This window comes from uncultured Tateyamaria sp. (assembly GCF_947496075.1).
Lineage (GTDB): Bacteria > Pseudomonadota > Alphaproteobacteria > Rhodobacterales > Rhodobacteraceae > Tateyamaria.
Map to the genome: position 1 here is coordinate 353,160 of NZ_CANMBJ010000002.1, position 17,312 is coordinate 370,471.

Annotated in this window: 15 protein-coding genes and 1 tRNA gene; 13 read left to right on the forward strand and 3 right to left on the reverse strand. The window is 59.8% G+C overall.

Annotated features, from left to right (window positions below; all coding sequences use genetic code 11):
• Nucleotides 1-71: 71 nt before the first annotated feature.
• The 13 genes from Q1A51_RS05625 to Q1A51_RS05685 all read left to right on the forward strand — a co-directional run bounded on the left by Q1A51_RS05625 (nt 72) and on the right by Q1A51_RS05685 (nt 13,568).
• Complete coding sequence (locus Q1A51_RS05625; protein ID WP_299598963.1) at nt 72-1,010, forward strand: carbohydrate ABC transporter permease; 939 nt, start codon at nt 72-74, stop codon at nt 1,008-1,010.
• A 121-nt stretch (nt 1,011-1,131) separates the two neighbouring features.
• Complete coding sequence (locus tag Q1A51_RS05630; RefSeq protein WP_299202240.1) at nt 1,132-1,326, forward strand: hypothetical protein; 195 nt, start codon at nt 1,132-1,134, stop codon at nt 1,324-1,326.
• A gap of 1 nt (nt 1,327) precedes the next feature.
• Entirely contained in the window at nt 1,328-1,696 is a 369-nt protein-coding gene (locus tag Q1A51_RS05635) for a VOC family protein (RefSeq protein ID WP_299598959.1), read from the forward strand.
• Nucleotides 1,689-2,786, forward strand: a complete 1,098-nt coding sequence (locus tag Q1A51_RS05640; RefSeq protein ID WP_299598956.1) for an ABC transporter ATP-binding protein — start codon at nt 1,689-1,691, stop codon at nt 2,784-2,786. Before Q1A51_RS05635 ends, Q1A51_RS05640 begins: the two co-directional genes overlap by 8 nt.
• Nucleotides 2,779-3,777 carry an ABC transporter ATP-binding protein gene (locus Q1A51_RS05645; RefSeq protein ID WP_299598953.1) on the forward strand — a complete coding sequence of 333 codons (999 nt, stop codon included), beginning with the start codon at nt 2,779-2,781 and terminating at the stop codon, nt 3,775-3,777. The genes Q1A51_RS05640 and Q1A51_RS05645 overlap by 8 nt, the downstream gene beginning before the upstream one ends.
• Before the next feature lie 14 nt (nt 3,778-3,791).
• Nucleotides 3,792-5,414 carry a dihydroxyacetone kinase subunit DhaK gene (locus Q1A51_RS05650; protein WP_299598950.1) on the forward strand — a complete coding sequence of 541 codons (1,623 nt, stop codon included), beginning with the start codon at nt 3,792-3,794 and terminating at the stop codon, nt 5,412-5,414.
• 6 nt (nt 5,415-5,420) lie between these two features.
• Nucleotides 5,421-6,473 (forward strand): LacI family DNA-binding transcriptional regulator, encoded by a 1,053-nt coding sequence (locus Q1A51_RS05655; protein ID WP_299598947.1) that lies wholly within the window; start codon nt 5,421-5,423, stop codon nt 6,471-6,473.
• Nucleotides 6,474-6,496: 23 nt separating this feature from the next.
• Nucleotides 6,497-7,552, forward strand: coding sequence for a sugar phosphate isomerase/epimerase (locus tag Q1A51_RS05660; protein ID WP_299598944.1), 1,056 nt, complete (start codon nt 6,497-6,499; stop codon nt 7,550-7,552).
• On the forward strand, nt 7,552-8,685 hold the full coding sequence (locus tag Q1A51_RS05665; protein ID WP_299598941.1) for a Gfo/Idh/MocA family oxidoreductase: 1,134 nt from the start codon (nt 7,552-7,554) through the stop codon (nt 8,683-8,685). The genes Q1A51_RS05660 and Q1A51_RS05665 overlap by 1 nt, the downstream gene beginning before the upstream one ends.
• Before the next feature lie 63 nt (nt 8,686-8,748).
• A tRNA-Gly gene (locus tag Q1A51_RS05670) sits at nt 8,749-8,822 on the forward strand.
• 85 nt (nt 8,823-8,907) lie between these two features.
• Entirely contained in the window at nt 8,908-10,719 is a 1,812-nt protein-coding gene (locus Q1A51_RS05675) for an ABC transporter transmembrane domain-containing protein (RefSeq protein ID WP_299598938.1), read from the forward strand.
• Nucleotides 10,720-10,879: 160 nt separating this feature from the next.
• Nucleotides 10,880-12,778: an acyl-CoA synthetase gene (locus Q1A51_RS05680; RefSeq protein ID WP_299598935.1), complete on the forward strand. Its 1,899-nt coding sequence runs from the start codon at nt 10,880-10,882 to the stop codon at nt 12,776-12,778.
• Nucleotides 12,779-13,100: 322 nt separating this feature from the next.
• A complete protein-coding gene (locus Q1A51_RS05685; RefSeq protein WP_299598933.1) occupies nt 13,101-13,568 on the forward strand; it encodes a hypothetical protein in 468 nt (155 codons plus the stop codon).
• Nucleotides 13,569-13,750: 182 nt separating this feature from the next.
• On the opposite strand, the gene Q1A51_RS05690 is transcribed toward Q1A51_RS05685, so the two are convergent.
• From Q1A51_RS05690 to Q1A51_RS05700, 3 genes are all read right to left on the reverse strand, one after another.
• Nucleotides 13,751-14,587 (reverse strand): alkaline phosphatase family protein, encoded by an 837-nt coding sequence (locus Q1A51_RS05690; protein WP_299598930.1) that lies wholly within the window; start codon nt 14,585-14,587, stop codon nt 13,751-13,753.
• Between the two features lie 158 nt (nt 14,588-14,745).
• On the reverse strand, nt 14,746-16,380 hold the full coding sequence (locus Q1A51_RS05695) for an ABC transporter ATP-binding protein (protein WP_299598927.1): 1,635 nt from the start codon (nt 16,378-16,380) through the stop codon (nt 14,746-14,748).
• Between the two features lie 70 nt (nt 16,381-16,450).
• Nucleotides 16,451-17,269 carry an ABC transporter permease gene (locus Q1A51_RS05700; protein ID WP_299202281.1) on the reverse strand — a complete coding sequence of 273 codons (819 nt, stop codon included), beginning with the start codon at nt 17,267-17,269 and terminating at the stop codon, nt 16,451-16,453.
• Nucleotides 17,270-17,312: the final 43 nt, after the last annotated feature.

Sequence of the window (17,312 nt, forward strand, 5' to 3'; positions counted from 1 at the left end):
ATCACATCCTTCGCCGTCCAAGAAAATTCGCAGAATTTTCTTATCCCGCTGATGCCAACCGGAGCACTCAAATGAGCGCCTATTCCGTCACCGAACCCAGCACGCGGTCCAAATGGTTCGCCGGATCGCTGGTCATCCTCTACGCGCTGATCACGATGATCCCGCTGGCCTGGATCATGCTCACCGGGTTCAAATCGCCATCCGATGCCATCAGCTACCCGCCCAAGGTCGTGTTCGAACCCACGCTCGAAGGCTATGTGAACCTGTTCACCACCCGCACGCGGCAGACGCAGGACTTCCTTGAGGCCAACCCGCCGCAAAACTGGGCGGACGAGATCGTGCGCGAATACGACATGGTCATTGTCGGCCCCTCGAAATTCGGCGAACGGTTCCTGAACTCGGTCATTATCGGCTTCGGTTCGACCTTCCTCAGCATCTTCCTCGGCACACTCGCGGCCTACGCCTTCAGCCGGTTCAAGATCCCGCTGGCAGACGACCTTCTATTCTTCATCCTCAGTACCAGGATGATGCCGCCCATCGCCGTCGCGATCCCGATCTTCCTGATGTACCGCAACCTCGGCCTCAGCGACACGCATCTGGGCATGATCCTGCTCTACACGGCCGTGAACATCTCGCTCGCTGTCTGGCTGCTCAAAGGGTTCATCGACGAAATCCCGCGCGAGTACGAAGAGGCGGCGCTAATCGACGGCTACACAAGGTTCCAGGCGTTCTACAAAGTGGTGCTGCCCCAAGCGGCCACGGGCATCGCCTCCACTGCCATCTTCTGCCTGATCTTTGCCTGGAACGAATACGCCTTCGCGGTGCTGCTGACATCTGCCACAGCCCAGACAGCCCCGCCCTTCATTCCAACCATCATCGGCGTTGGCGGCCTCGACTGGCCCGCGGTCGCAGCGGGGGCCACGATCTTCCTGCTGCCCGTGATGATCTTCACCATCCTGCTGCGCAAACACCTGCTGCGCGGGATCACATTCGGAGCGGTGCGCAAATGACCCGTTTATGTCGGACCACAACATCTTGGTGCACCGGGGGGGTGCCGGTGGGGTGCACAGGGGGTGTACGGATGCTGTACGGATGTCACCCCCCCGTTTTAAACCAATCGGAGGGCACATCATGAGAGGGTTCTTCACAGGCCTCATGCGCCTGCGCCGCGGCCCGTGGGAGGCGCTGGCGACCATCATCATCGCCCTTGGCGTATTCATGCTGATGCAGCCCTTCGTCCTCTGGGCCTTCACCTATTCCTTCATCACAACGCTGGTGGGCACGGTTATGTTCATCGTCGTCAGCCACTTTCCGGAGGGTGAATGACATGTGGGAACAAGCCTGCCCGATCCTGCCCTCGCGTGACTTCGACGCGACCCAAGCCTTCTACGCTCAACTCGATTTTGACACGTGGTACAAGGATGATGGGTACCTTCTGATGAACCGCGACAAGGTGGAACTCCACTTCTTCTCGAAGGCGGATCATGCGCCTGAAACCTGCGACCATGGGGTCTACATCCGGCCCAAAGACGTCGATGCGTTTTCGGATGAACTGGTCAAGCTGGATCTGCCGCGCGCGGGCGCGTTTCCCAAGTTCATGCCCGTGGAAGACAAACCCTGGGGCATGCGGGAAGCCGCGCTGTGGGACCCCGACGGCAACCTCTTGCGGATTGGCGAGGTGATCTCAGATGGCTGAAATCGTTATAAAAAATGTCCGTAAGGAATTCGGCGATTTCGTCGCGGTTCGGGAAAGCTCCTTCACCATCGAAGACGGAGAGTTCTTCATGCTGCTGGGCCCGTCAGGCTGCGGCAAGACCACGACCCTGCGCATGATTGCGGGCCTCGAACTGCCAACAAGCGGAGAGATTTATCTCGACGGCGAAGAGATTGGGCAGCGACCGCCATCGGAGCGCGACATCGCCTTTGTTTTCCAGATGTTTGCGCTCTATCCGCACATGAATGTCTACAAGAACCTCAGCTACCCGCTGGTCAGCCAGGGCATGCCGCGCGCGCAGGTGCGGGCGAAGGTTGACGAGGTCGCGACAATCCTCGGGATCAAGGACATTCTCAAGAAACCCGTGGGCGGGTTGTCGGGCGGCGACCGCCAACGCGTAGCACTGGGCCGCGCCATCGTACGCGAGCCCAAAGCCTTCATGATGGACGAACCACTGGGTGCACTTGACGCTGAATTCCGCGAACACATGGCCGAAGAACTGCGCGCCCTGCACGACCGCATGGGCGCCACCACCGTCTATGTCACCCATGACCAGCTAGAGGCCATGCAGATGGGCGACAAGATTGTGGTGATGAACAACGCCGTGGTCGAACAGTTTGGCAAACCACAAGACATCTACGACATGCCCGCCACGATGTTTGTCGCTGACTTCATCGGGTCGCCCTCCATGAACTTCCTGAATTTCAATGGAAAAGTAGGTAAAGGACAGGCGCAGATACAGCTGAACAATCAGCCCATGGCTGTCCCTCAACTGCGCGAGGGTGCGGAAGGCGATCTGGTTTTTGGCGTCCGCCCCGAGCATATCCACCTGTCATCAGACGGCGATTACCGCAGCAAAGTGCTGGCCACCGAATACCTTGGCACCACTCAAATCGTGACACTCGACACGCCCAATGGTGAGATCAAAGCACGTATCGCGTCCGACCAACCCGCAAGCGTCGGCGAAACGGTCGGCCTTGGCTTCAATGGCCGAACAGTGACGTTGTTCGACAAGGCATCCGGCCGCGCGCTGCGGTCGGAACTCAATGAAGGAGTGCTCGCCCATGGCTGAGGTGCAACTGAGCGGCGTCTCCAAATCTTTTAAGTCGACAAAGGCCGTGATTGACATGGACCTGACCATTCCCGATGGCGCGTTTGTCGTGCTGCTTGGGCCAACAGGGGCGGGTAAGACCACGACCCTGCGCCTGATCGCAGGGCTGGAAAAGCCGGACACGGGGGACATTCACATTGGCGGCACCTCTGTAACGGATCTGACGCCGGCGCAACGCGACGTGGCGATGGTTTTCCAGCAATACTCGCTCTATCCGCACATGTCCGTGCGGGACAATTTGGCCTTTCCGTTGCGCTCGCCCATTCTGAAAACACCCGAGGACGAGATTGCGCGTAAGGTGCAAGAGGTGGCCGACGTGCTGCACATCCCGCACAAGCTCGACAATAAGGCAACCGAACTGTCGGGGGGCGAAATGCAGCGTGTGTCCATCGGGCGCGCGCTTGTGCGCGATCCGCAGGTTTATCTGATGGATGAGCCGCTTAGCTCGCTCGATGCCAAGCTGCGCGCCGACTTGCGGGTCGAGTTGAAACGTATCCATGCAGAGCTTGCGGCGACACTGCTTTATGTCACACACGACCAGATCGAGGCGATGACCATGGCCACCTATGTGGGCGTGCTGGACGAAGGCCGTTTGGTGCAGTTCGGCACCCCGCGCGACATCTACGAAAACCCGCGCACGGCCTATGTAGCCGCGCGTCTAGGCCAGCCCCGCATCAACCTCCTTCCTGTTGGTTTGTTGGGAGAGGACGCGCCTGCGGGCGCGCATCAAGTTGGATTGCGACCTGAAAACATCCGGCATGGATCGGGCCGTGATGCTCAGGTTGTGCGCGTGGAACACCTGGGGGACCAGACACGGTTGCACCTGAAAGTTGCGGACCATGATGTCATCACTTTGACGGATCCACATACGTCGTTGAACGCGGGCGAAACGATCCAGATTGCACCGGAAAACCCCGTCTTCTTTGACGCCGCAGGCGCGCGGATCACCTGAGAAAGGACAAGCACATGACACAATTCGTCAATGCGAAAGAGGATTTGGTCAAGGAAGCCATTGACGGGCTGCTGGCCTGCTCGGGCGGGGCTTTGACAAGGCTCGACGGGTATCCGCATATCAAGGTGGTTTACCGGTCTGACTGGAGCCGTGATCGGGTGGCGTTGATCTCTGGCGGCGGCTCGGGCCATGAACCGGCACATGCGGGCTTTGTGGGTCCCGGCATGTTGACCGCCGCGGTCTGTGGAGAGGTGTTTGCCTCACCTTCGGTCGAGGCTGTGCTGGCTGGTATTCTTGCCGTGACTGGAGGGGCGGGCTGCCTATTGATCGTCAAGAATTACACCGGAGACCGGTTGAATTTCGGCCTCGCGGCAGAGCGCGCCCGCGCGCTGGGGCGCAAGGTCGAGATGGTGGTGGTCGATGATGACATTGCGCTGCCCGATCTACCGCAACCGCGTGGAGTTGCGGGCACGCTCTTTGTCCACAAGATTGCGGGTGCCATGGCCGAAGCGGGCAAACAGCTTGAGGATGTGGCGGCTGCTGCGCGTCGGATCATAAAGAATGTGGCGTCCATCGGCACCAGCCTCGACACCTGCACGGTTCCGGGGTCGCCCAAGGAAAACCGCATTCCCACCGGCAAGGCAGAGCTGGGCCTTGGAATCCATGGTGAACCGGGTGTGGAACAGGTCGACTTTTCGGGCGCGGCAGAGGCGATGGATCTGGTCCTGACCAAACTGCGCGACCATGCGCCCGATGGTCCATGTGTTGCATTGGTCAATAATCTTGGATCGACCACACCCCTCGAGATGTCCGTGCTGTGCCATAGGCTGGCACAAGCGGGCATTGCCAGCCATGTCATTGGCCCGGCCTTGATGATGACATCGCTTGATATGCACGGGTTCTCCGTATCGGTTTTGCCCACAACACAAGAGGATTTGAACGCGCTGGCTGAACCCGTCCCGATGGCGGCATGGCCGGGAATGCAGGCACTGGTGGATGTGCCTGTGACCGCTTTGCCGGATGGGTTGACCCCCATCGAACCCATCCCCTCTGCCAACGCGCAGACCCGGAATACGATTGCTCAAGTCGCTGACGTCCTTATCGCGGCGGAAAGCACCTTGAACGAGTTAGATGCCAAGTCCGGTGATGGAGACACGGGCAGCACCCTCGCGACAGCCGCGCGCGCGCTCAAAGACCGGCTGGATGCAATGCCACTTGCTGATCTTACGCAGCTTTTCCCGGCACTTGGCAATGAGTTGAGCCAGACGATGGGCGGATCATCTGGTGTCATCCTCGCCATCTACTTCAACGCGGCAGGGGATGCTTGTGCTGGTGGCGCACCAGTGCACAAGGCGTTGGCCGGAGGCCTGAAGCGCGTGAGTGACGTGGGCGGGGCGCAGGTGGGTGATCGGACGATGATCGACGCGCTTGCTCCGGCGCTGGAGGCACTTTCAGACGGGATAGATGCGTCGGCGGCTGCGGCCCGCAAAGGGGCCGACAGCACGGCGCATATTCACCGTGCAAAAGCCGGACGTGCGGCGTATGTGCCCTCGGAGAATTTGAAGGGGCACAATGACCCAGGGGCCGAGGCAGTAGCGATGGTCTTTGAAGGGTTGGCCAAAGCCATGAAAGGGTAGGCGCGGTTGAACAAGCAGGACGCCAAGACCGGTATCAAACCAACCGTCAATGACATTGCGCGCGTGGCGGGCGTGTCGCTTGCGACGGTTGATCGAGTGTTGAATGCACGGCCTGGCGTTCGATCCGTGACTATCGAAAAGGTCAACAAGGCCATTGCCGAGTTGGGTTACGTTCGTGACACGGCTGCTGCAAATCTGGCGCGCGGTCGGGTCTATAACCTGCTGTTTATCTTGCCGGATACGGCCAATGAATTTGTGGTGGCGCTGGATCATCACGTGACCGAACAGGCCATCAAGCTACGCCACCAGAGGACAACGCTGGACACAGTGCGGGTCCCCCCCTTCGACCCGCAATCTATCGTTCAGATGCTGGACAATGTGGATGCAAGCCGAACAGACGGGGTGGCGGTGTTCGGGCCAGAAACGCCATCGGTTCGCGATGCGGTCAAGCGCGCCCGCGCCCGCGGGATCGTTGTCGTCGCCCTGGTCGCGGATTTGCCCAGTTCCGAGCGTGACCACTTTATCGGCGTTGACAACGTGGCCGCTGGCAGAACCGCGGCACACCTGATGGGGCGCTTTGCCAGACAAAGCGGGCGTGTGCTGGTCATCACGGGATCACGGCTGGCCCGCGATCATCTTGAGCGGCGCAAGGGCTTTGATGCCGTCATGTCCGAACATTTCCCGGAGTTGGATGTTGTTGCTTCGATCGAGGGACGGGATGATCCAGAGCTGATCCGCAAGATGCTGCCAGACGTCTTTGCGTCCTACCCTGATCTTTGCGGGATATATTCCTCAGCTGCTGGCAATCCCGGCCTGATCCAGTACCTGAGCGATAATCCGCACCCCGGTCTGACCGTCATTGCGCACGAACTTACACCCACTTCGCGCATCGCTTTGAACAATGACGTGTTCGATGCCATCATATCGCAGGATACCGGTCACCTTGTGCGATCTGCCATACGGCTGATGAAAGCCACGGCAGACCGTCAGCCCATTGATCACACGCAAGAACGCATTCGCATCGATATCTATCTGAGGGAAAACATGCCGACCCCCTGATCGGCATGATGGGAGGAGACACCATGAAAACTATCAAGGGTCCGGCGCTGTTTCTGGCGCAGTTTGCAGGCGATGACGCGCCGTTTAATTCTTGGGATGCCATCACCAAGTGGGCCGCCGATTGCGGCTACAAAGGCGTGCAAGTTCCCAGTTGGGACGGGCGTTTGATCGATTTGGCCACGGCGGCAGAAAGCAAGGATTATTGCGACACGTTCAAGGGGCAGGCCGCCGAAAACGGGGTTGAGGTGACCGAGCTGTCCACCCACCTTCAGGGGCAGTTGGTTGCAGTGCACCCGGCTTATGACGAAGCGTTTGACGGGTTCGCTGCTGAATCTGTGCGCGGCAATCCCAAGGCGCGGCAGGCATGGGCCGTGGATCAGGTGAAACAGGCGATCTCGGCCTCGGCCAATATGGGCATCGGTGCGCACGCAACGTTCTCGGGCGCGTTGGCATGGCCCTATATCTATCCGTGGCCTCAGCGCCCGGCAGGTCTGGTCGAGACCGCCTTTGACGAGCTTGCAGCCCGTTGGCGTCCGATCCTTGATCATGCCGAGGAAAACGGGGTCGATATCTGCTATGAAATCCACCCGGGTGAAGATCTTCACGACGGGGTGACCTTCGAGATGTTCCTTGAGCGTGTGGACAATCACGCACGTTGCAACATGCTCTATGACCCGAGCCACTATGTCCTGCAGTGCCTTGATTACCTTAATAATATAGACATTTACAAAGATCGTATCCGGATGTTCCATGTCAAGGATGCCGAGTTCAATCCGACGGGACGGCAGGGCGTGTATTCCGGATATCAAAGCTGGGTCGACCGCGCGGGTCGATTCCGGTCGCTCGGTGACGGGCAGGTCGACTTCGCAGCAGTGTTTTCCAAGATGGCAGCCAACGACTTTGATGGTTGGGCTGTGGTGGAATGGGAATGCTGCCTGAAGCATCCCGAGGACGGGGCGCGCGAGGGTGCCCAGTTCGTGTCCGATCATATTATCCGCGTAACCGAACGTGCTTTTGACGACTTTGCCGATGGTGGCACAGACCAGGCAGCCAACCGCAAGATGCTGGGGATCGACTGATGGCAGACCGTATCAAGCTGGGTATGGTTGGCGGCGGCAACGACGCCTTTATTGGCGGGGTACACCGCATCGCCAGTCGGATTGACGACCGGTTCGAACTTGTGGCCGGTGCGCTGAGTTCGACGCCGGAAAAGTCTCAGGCCAGCGGTGCGGCTCTTGGCCTGCCGCGCATCTATGACGACTACAAACAGATGGCGCAGCGTGAGGCGCGGCGGAAGGACGGAATTGACGCGGTCAGTATCGTGACACCCAACCACGTGCACTATGCAGCGGCGCGTGAGTTTTTGAAGCGCGGTATTCACGTGATCTGTGACAAGCCGCTGACATCGACCCTTGCCGATGCCAAGAAGCTGGTGAAAGCGGCCGAGGACAGTGAGGCGCTGTTCATCCTGACTCACAACTACACGGGCTATCCCATGGTGCGGCAGGCGCGGCAGATTGTGGCGAATGGGGACATTGGGACCATCCGTGTGGTGCAGGTCGAGTATCCGCAGGACTGGCTGACCGTCGAGCAGGATTTCAAGCAAGCCGAATGGCGCACCGATCCGGCACGGTCCGGTGCTGGCGGGTCTACGGGTGACATCGGCACCCACGCATTCAACCTTGCTTGCTTTGTCACAGGTTTGGAGGTCGACAGTCTGGCTGCAGATCTGGAAGCGTTCGTGCCCGGTCGTCAGGTGGATGACAACGGCCACGTGATGTTGCGATTCAACGGCGGTGCCAAGGGGATGCTGTGGTGTAGCCAAGTGGCGCCGGGCAATGAAAACGCACTGCGCATTCGGGTCTATGGCGACAAGGGTGGTCTCGAATGGGCGCAGGAAGATCCGAACTACCTGTGGCACACGCCGTTTGGAGAGCCCAAGCGCCTTATCACACGCAATGGGGCTGGGGCAGGGGATGCCGCCGGGCGCGTCTCACGCATCCCGCCCGGGCATCCAGAAGGCTATCTGGAAGGGTTCGCCAATATCTATACCGAGGCTGCTACTGCCATCGCCGCTGTCAAGGCGGGCGAGGCGGTGCCGGAGGATGTAATGTATCCGACGATACATGATGGACTGAAAGGCGTGCAGTTCGTATCGGCCTGTGTCAAATCCTCGGCACGCAATGCGGCATGGGTGAAACTGGACCACTGACAAAACGGGTACAGGGGCGGCTTGACCCGCCCCGGCCCTTGGCATATCTCAACACCCGGAGCTGCGGGCGTTGTGTAGTGGTAAGACCTTAGCCTTCCAAGCTAATGACGCGGGTTCGATTCCCGCCGCCCGCTCCAACCCCCTCCCATGCGCTGCCCTGTCCACTTGACCTGACCGCTCGGGTGCGGGCATGTGCGCACTGCATATGTTGCCGGAGACCGCATGGCCGACCATACGACCACACCAGTGCCCCCCAAGACAGGCACGCCAGAGCGCGAAAAGTCCAAACAGCTTAGCGCTTTACGTGCGCTTTGGCCTTTTGTTCAGCCCTATTGGAAGCTAATGTTGGCCGCCATTGCGGCGCTGGTGTCCACGGCGATTGTATCATTGGCCCTGCCTTTGGCCGTGCGTCGCGTGGTGGACAATTTCAACACTGAACAGTCCGAGATTCTCGACCTTTACTTCCTCGCAGCTATCGGAATCGCCGGCCTTTTGGCCGTGGGCACAGCCGTGCGCTATATGCTGGTGACGCGCCTGGGAGAGCGCGTGGTGGCAGACATCCGCAAAGCGGTGTTCAACCGCGTCATCGGCATGTCGCCCAGTTTCTACGAAAATATCATGACAGGCGAGGTGCTGAGCAGGATCACCACCGACACTACCTTGATATTGAGCGTAATCGGATCATCGGTTTCAATTGCCCTGCGCAATCTTCTAATCTTTATCGGTGGGCTTGTCTTGATGTTACTGACCTCGGCCAAGTTGACCGGGCTTGTGTTGTTGATCGTGCCTGCTGTCATCGTTCCGATCCTTGTGTTAGGGCGCCGTTTGCGGGTGCTGAGCCGTGAGAACCAAGACTGGATCGCCGCGTCCTCGGGTCGGGCGTCCGAGCAGTTGAGCGCGGTGCAGACTGTTCAGGCCTTTACCCATGAAGCGGCCAGCCGGGACATGTTTTCCGAAGTGACCGAGCAAAGCTTTGGGTCGGCGCGCAGGCGGATTGCGACGCGCGCCTTGATGACGGCAATTGTCATTTTCCTAGTCTTTGTCGGGATCGTTGGCGTGCTCTGGATCGGGGCCAATGATGTGCGCTCTGACACGATGACCATGGGCGCCCTGATCCAGTTCGTCATCTATGCGGTCATGGTTGCGGGTGGGGTTGCCGCCTTGTCCGAGATCATAGGCGAGTTGCAGCGTGCCGCCGGTGCGACCGAGCGCTTGGTGGAACTGCTGCAGACCACAGATGCAGTTCAGGATGTCGAGCAACCCTTGCAACTGCCTCAGCCCGTGTCTGGGCACATCACCTTCGATGACGTACGCTTTGCCTACCCGGCACGTCCGGCGATCAACGCGCTGGATGGCGTGTCATTGGATATTCGACCCGGCGAAACCGTTGCCTTTGTTGGTCCTTCAGGTGCCGGGAAAACCACCATCATCCAGATGCTCCTGCGCTTCTATGATCCGCAGGAAGGACGCATTTTACTGGACGGAACTGATGTGGCGCAGATGGAGCGGGAAGCGTTCCGTCAACACATCGCCCTTGTGCCGCAAGACCCGATCATCTTTGCAGCATCTGCCGCTGAAAACATCGCCTTCGGACGTCCCGGCGCAACGCAAGCCGAGATTGTCGCGGCAGCACAGGCCGCTGCGGCGCACGATTTCATCTCGGCCTTGCCGCAGGGATATGACAGCCCGTTGGGCGAGCGTGGTGTCATGCTTTCAGGCGGTCAGAAGCAGCGCATTGCCATTGCGCGGGCCATTTTGCGGGATGCCCCGGTCTTGCTGCTGGACGAGGCAACCAGCGCATTGGATGCCGAAAGTGAACGCGCGGTTCAAGAGGCGGTGGATACGCTGGCGCAGGGACGGACCACGCTGATTGTGGCGCACCGGCTCGCAACGGTCAAAAAAGCAGACCGTATCGTCGTTCTGGATCAAGGTCGTGTTGTGGCGCAGGGTCCTCATCATCAATTGGTGTCCGAAGATGGTCTCTATGCCCGGTTGGCACGTCTGCAATTCACAGACGGCGTCGCCGCAGAATAGCGCGGGCGCTTTGTGACCCTAGGTTACTGTATCTGACGCGGCGTCCCGGCAGGTCCCAGCCCCTTGCAATGCTTGAACATTGCGGCAATCCACCGCATCTTGTTGCGGAGGAATTATTGCGCCGTAACAAAAAATACATGGCGCTACAGGGAGGATGACCATGCCATTTGCCGGGATCGCGGACCGCGACGCCATTCAGAACGAGATGCCCTGGGAAGAGCGTGATGTCGCCAAAACCCTATTCGGTATGTTGAGCAGAACGGCCGAGAAATACCCCAGTCACAACGCCATCAGCTACCAGATCTTTTCGGACCCAAAGTCCAAAGCCGAGACGCTGACATGGGCACAGCTTCAGGGCCGCACGGCGCAATGCGCCAACATGTTCCGCAAGCATGGCATCGGCCCGACCGACGTTGTTGCCTACATCCTGCCCAACGCAACCGAGACGGTTATCACGCTTCTGGGTGGTGCGACTGCGGGCATTGTGAACCCGATCAACCCGCTTCTGGACGCCGAACAGATCGGTGCCATCCTGCGCGAAACGGATGCCAAGGCCGTGGTTACCTTGCGCGCGTTTCCGAAGACGGACGTGGCCGAGAAGACCACTGAAGCGGTGAAGCTGGCCCCCAATGTCAAAACCGTGTTCGAGGTTGATCTGCTGGGCCATGTGTCCGGTCTGAAATCCTTTATCATCCCGCTGATCCGTCCGAAGTTCGAGAAGGCTTCGGGTGTCACCTATCTGAACTTCAACGCAGAATGCGCCAAGCATCCGACAACGCTGCAGTTCGAGGATGTGCAGGAAGATCGCGTCGCGTGCTACTTCCACACCGGCGGCACAACCGGCATGCCGAAAGTCGCGCAGCACAAGTATTCCGGCATGGTCTACAACGGATGGGTTGGTGCGACCGTTCTGCTGTCGGCTGAAGATAACATATTGGCACCATTGCCACTTTTCCACGTCATGGCGGCTCATGTGTTGCTGCTAGGCGCGGTTGCGTCCGGTGCGCATTGCATCTTCCCCACGCCGCAGGGTTACCGGGGTGAGGGCGTTTTCGACAATATCTGGAAGCTGACCGAGCGGTGGAAAATCACCTTTATCGCGTCGGTGCCCACGGCCATTGCGGCCATGATGCAGCGTCCGATTGATGCGGATATCGGCACCGTGAAATCGACATTCTCGGGTTCGGCCCCGCTGCCGCAAGAGCTGTTCAAACGCTATGAGAGCGCTGCAGGCGTGGAGATCGTTGAGGGCTACGGCATGACCGAGGCAACCTGCCTTGTGTCCGGCAACCCCATCGACGGCGAAAAGAAAATCGGCTCTGTTGGCATCCCGTTCCCCTATACGGACGTCAAAATCTACAAGGGTACACCGGATGGTCCGATTGAGGCCGGTGTGGATGAGATTGGCGAGATTTGTGTGAGCAATCCGGGCGTCTGGGCGGGCAACACCTATACCGAGGCCGACAAGAACAAAGACTTGTATTACAACGAGAAATACCTGCGGACGGGCGATCTGGGCCGCTTTGACGAAGACGGGTATTTGTGGATCACGGGCCGCGCCAAGGACCTGATCATTCGTGGCGGTCACAACATCGATCCGGCCGAGATCGAAGAGGCGCTGCTGGGTCATGAGGCCGTCGCCTTTGCCGGTGCGATTGGTCAGCCTGACCAGCATTCGGGTGAGCTGCCGTGCGCTTATGTCGAGCTGGTCGACGGTGCGACGGTGACACCGGATGAGTTGATGGCGTTTTGCAAGGAACATGTCCACGAGCGGGCGGCACAGCCCAAACACATGACCATCATGGACGAGCTGCCAAAGACCGCTGTCGGAAAAATCTTCAAACCCGATCTGCGCAAGGAGGCGATCACGCGTGTCTACAACGCGGCGCTGAGCGAGGCAGGGCTGAAGGCGCAGGTTGTGGCCGTGACGGATGACAAGAAGCGTGGTTTGGTCGCGCAGGTCGCCGCCAATGGCGAGGGCGAGACAGCGATCCAGACCGTTTTGGGTGACTTTGTCCGTCCGTGGGACATGGCGTCCGAGGCGATGGCAGCCCAGTAAATCCTAACGCACCGTGCGGTGCGGTTTGACAACGTGAAAGGCGCGGAACTGCGAAGTTTGCCGCGCCTTTTGCGATCTTTGGACCCCTGTATTTGCATTGATTTCGGGATGTTCGAGGCATTCCGCGCATTTTTGCCGGGAAACTGCGCATTTTGCCCCCGAACGCCTGTTAATCTGCGCTTTACCAACGCCGTACAGTTAACCTTTGGTGACCCGCGTTAACGATGCGTTCATGGGTCGCTCAGACCTGACGGAGACGTGACCGCATGTCTGTTTGTTCTGTCCTATCGTTCTGCCAAGAGATGTCGGAAAAGGGGACAAGATGCCGAAGTCGAAAAAACGTGTGAAGGCGGCACCATCGAAGTCGGAGAAAAGTGGGTTGTCACGCCGGTCGGTGATGGGCGGTGGCGCGGCTGCCTCGGCCGTGGTTCTGGGTGGTGGGTTTTGGGGGGTGAGTTCGTTCCGGAGCTATGCGGCTGAGCATGATCTGACCCGCGTGGGCAAAGGCGACCTGGCGATCGTGCAGGTCCATGACCCGCAATGTCCCACTTGCACGGCTTTACAAAAACAAACACGCAAGGCGCTGCGCGATTTTGACGATTGCGGATTGGTGTACCTTGTTGCCGATATCAAGACGCCCGAGGGCGCTGCCTTTGCCCGGCGGTTCAATTCACCGCATGTGACGCTGTTGCTGTTTGACGGGCAGGGTGAATTGCAGCGCAGGGTGCAGGGGATGCAGCAAGCCTCGGCTTTGGTCGAGGTGTTTGCAGATTACAAGGCGACGGCCTGAGCTGAGGACCTGGGCACGGAATCAAGCCGAAGGCGCCGTGCCAGTGGCGGCCCGTCCCGGCGGGCTGCCGCTACGTTTCCGTTGGCGCGCTGTGGACCTGTCATAGGCAAATGACCACGATAAAGTGCGCTGAAAGAGCGATAGAGCGGCACCCCACGGGCCACCACTTGCACGGCTTGGATTCAACTCAGGAAAGTTTTGCCCTTCATCGTGTCGGGGATGTCGGCACCGAGGCGGTTCAGGATCGTGGGGGCCAGTTGCAACTGGTCGATCACGGTGCCTGTGTCGGGGCCCTTAGCCTCTCCGAAATAGTAGAGCGCTGTTTCCTGTTGCAATGCGCCACGCCCGCCATGGTGCCCGCGGTCATCCTGCCCGTGATCGGCGGTCACGATCACCTGGTATCCCATGTCGCGCCAGCGCGGGATGAAGGGGGCCAGCATCTCGTCCATGACAAAACAGGCCTGATCCATTTCCTGACAATCGTGGAAGAACCGGTGCCCCATACTGTCGAGCGTACATGTGTGCAGCATGCCGTAGGTCAGGTCGAACCGGGTGCAGAGGCTGGTGAGTGTGCCGAAGAGGTCCACGTCGGACGGTGTCATCTGGTTGTTGGCGCCGTAGCCTGTCATTGTGTGAAAGCGACCGTGGTTGATCGTGTCGCTGGCTGGTTCGTCATATTCGATGTCGCGGACAAAATCGAAGGGCGCGCGGTTGAAAAACTCGGACCAGAAGGAATGGGCGACGGCCCCCGTGGTGCCGCCTGCCTTGCGGACCTGCCCGAACACGTCAGGGTGGGTCAGGCGGGACACGTTGCCGTTGCCGGTGCAGCCATGTTCGGCGGGCGTGACCCCGGTGTGGATCGACGCATAGCAGGAGGCGGAGATTGACGGGATGACGCTGCGGTGTGTCCACGTCTGCGCGTCGCCGCTGTCCACCCAGCCTTCGAGATTGCCGAAGAGGCGGCGGAAGTTTCTGAGCGGTACGCCGTCAAGAATGATGAGCAGGAGTTTGTGTGTCATGGCCGGTCCCTTCGTGTCGGGGCACTGTAGGCATAGGGATATGTCGGCACCAAGACGTTGTTGCGCAGGTCAGGTTGCAGAATTGAAAGATGGGCCGGATCGGACGCGCTTTGCCAATGGCAAAGACGCCCCGCCCACCATCCATTTTGGGGTGTCCTTCAGTTGCCTGCGCTTTCCATCTTGCGATTGGCAATGACGTCTTCGAGCCAGCCCAGTTTCATTTCCGGCACAGAGCTGAGCAGGAGGTCGGTGTAGTCGTCGAACGGGGGCGTCAGCACTTCGGACTTGGTGCCGTAGCGCTGGACCTTGCCCTGATACATCACGGCGATGCTGTCCGAGATGGCGCGCACCGTGGCCAGATCGTGGGTGATGAAGAGGTAGGCGACATCCTCGATCCTTTGCAGGTCGAGCAGCAGTTTGAGAATGCCGTCGGCCACCAGCGGGTCGAGTGCCGATGTCACCTCGTCACAGATGATCAGCTTGGGCTTCGCCGCGAGGGCGCGGGCGATGCAGACCCGTTGTTTCTGTCCACCGGAGAGTTCTGCCGGGTAGCGGTCCTGAAAGCCTTGACCGAGTTCAATCTCGTCCAGAAGTTCCTGGATGCGTTTTTGTTTCTCTGCGCCTTTGAGGCCGAAATAGAATTCGAGTGGACGCCCGATGATCGTGCCCACAGTCTGGCGCGGGTTCATGGCGGTATCCGCCATCTGGTAGATCATCTGCAACTCGCGCATGTCTTCGATGCTGCGCGAGGGGAGGTCGGGGCTGAGCGTGCGGCCGGCAAAGGTGATCTTGCCTGCCGTGGGCGGCAAGAGGCCGGTGATCACGCGGGCGAGGGTGGATTTGCCGGAGCCGGATTCGCCCACCACCGCCAGCGTTTGTCCCGGGCTGATGTCGACGCTGACATCGTGCAGGACGTCGAAATTGGTGCCTTTGTAGCGGGCGGTGATGTTTTCCACCCGCAGGACCGGTTCGGTGGGTTGCTTTTCCTCGTGTTCGATAGAGCGGACGGAGACGAGAGCCTTGGTGTACTCTTCCTGGGGGGTGTTGATAATCTGGTCTGTTGTTCCGTATTCGACCTTTTCCCCATGTCGCAGCACCATGATGTGGTCGCTGACTTGCGCTACGACCGCGAGGTCGTGGGTGATGTAGAGGGCGGCGACGCCGGTGTCGCGGATCGCGTCCTTGATCGCTTTCAGCACGTCGATCTGGGTCGTGACGTCGAGGGCCGTGGTGGGTTCGTCGAACACGACGAGGTCGGGTTCGGGGCAGAGCGCGAGCGCCGTCATGCAGCGTTGCAGTTGTCCGCCCGAGACCTGGTGCGGGTAGCGGTTACCGATGGTGTCGGGGTCGGGCAGGCCCAGCTTGGTGAAGAGTTCAACGGCGCGGGCCTGTGCCTTGGCCTTGGAGAACTTGCCCTGACCCACGGACGCCTCAATCACCTGTTCCATGATCTGCTTGGCCGGGTTGAACGAGGCAGCGGCCGACTGGCTGACATATGTCACCTCGGCCCCGCGCAGCTTGCGGATGTCCTTGAGCGGTGCCTTCAGTACGTCGCGCCCGTTCACTTCGACAGAGCCTGCGGTGAGTTTTACGCCACCTCTTCCATAGGCCATGGAGGCAAGGCCGATGGTGGATTTGCCTGCGCCCGACTCTCCGATCAGGCCAAGCACCTTGCCCGCTTCGACATCGAAGTCGACGCCGTGCACGATTTCGATGTCGTGGGGTTTTTCGCCGGGCGGATAGACGGTGGCGCCGATCTTGAGGCCGCGGACTTTGAGCAGTGGTGTTGTCATGTTGGCATATCTCCGGGGCTCTGCCCCGGACCCCGAGGTATTTTGGGCCAGAAGAAAGGAAGGGTTTGGGTCATCCGCGGCCCCCTTTGAGTGAGGTGGTGCGGTTCAGGATCCAGTCGGCAATGAGGTTCACGCTGATGGCAAGCGTGGCGATGGCCACCGCCGGGTAGAGCGCGGCGCCGATGCCGAAATTGATCCCTTCCTTGTTCTCTTTCACGATGCCGCCCCAGTCCGCGAGCGGAGGCTGCACGCCGATGCCGAGGAAGGACAGTGTAGAGATGAAGAGCACCATGAAGATGAAGCGCAGGCCCATTTCGGCCACAAGCGGTGAGAGCGCGTTGGGCAGAATTTCGCGGAAGATGATCCAGCCGAGTTTTTCGCCCCTGAGCCGGGCAGCTTCCACGTAGTCCATGACGCTGATGTCTACGGCCACCGCGCGGGCGAGGCGGTAGACCCGTGTGGAGTCCAGAAGGCCCATGATGACGATCAGGGTCAGCACCGTGGCCTCGATACTCGACAGGATCACCAGCGCGAGGATGAGCGACGGGATCGACATGAAGAGGTCGACGAGGCGGCTCATCACCTGATCGACCCACCCGCCCGAAACAGCAGCGAGGAAGCCCAGAACAGAGCCGGTCGTGAAGCTGAGGATCGTGGCGGCGGTGGCGATGAAGATCGTCGTTTGGCCGCCGAATATCATGCGGGTGAGCAGGTCGCGTCCGATCTGGTCGGTACCAAGCCAGTGGGCGGCGGAGGAGGGCTCCCACACGTCACCCACGGTTTCGGCCATGCCGTAGGGGGCGATGAGCGGCGCGAAGAGGGCTGCGAGGAAGTAGGTGCCGGTGATCAGAAGGCCGATGGCGGCGGAGAGGGGGATGTTTTTTAGCATGTTATGTTCCCAGAATAGCGACCGGGTGCCTCCCCGCGCCTTT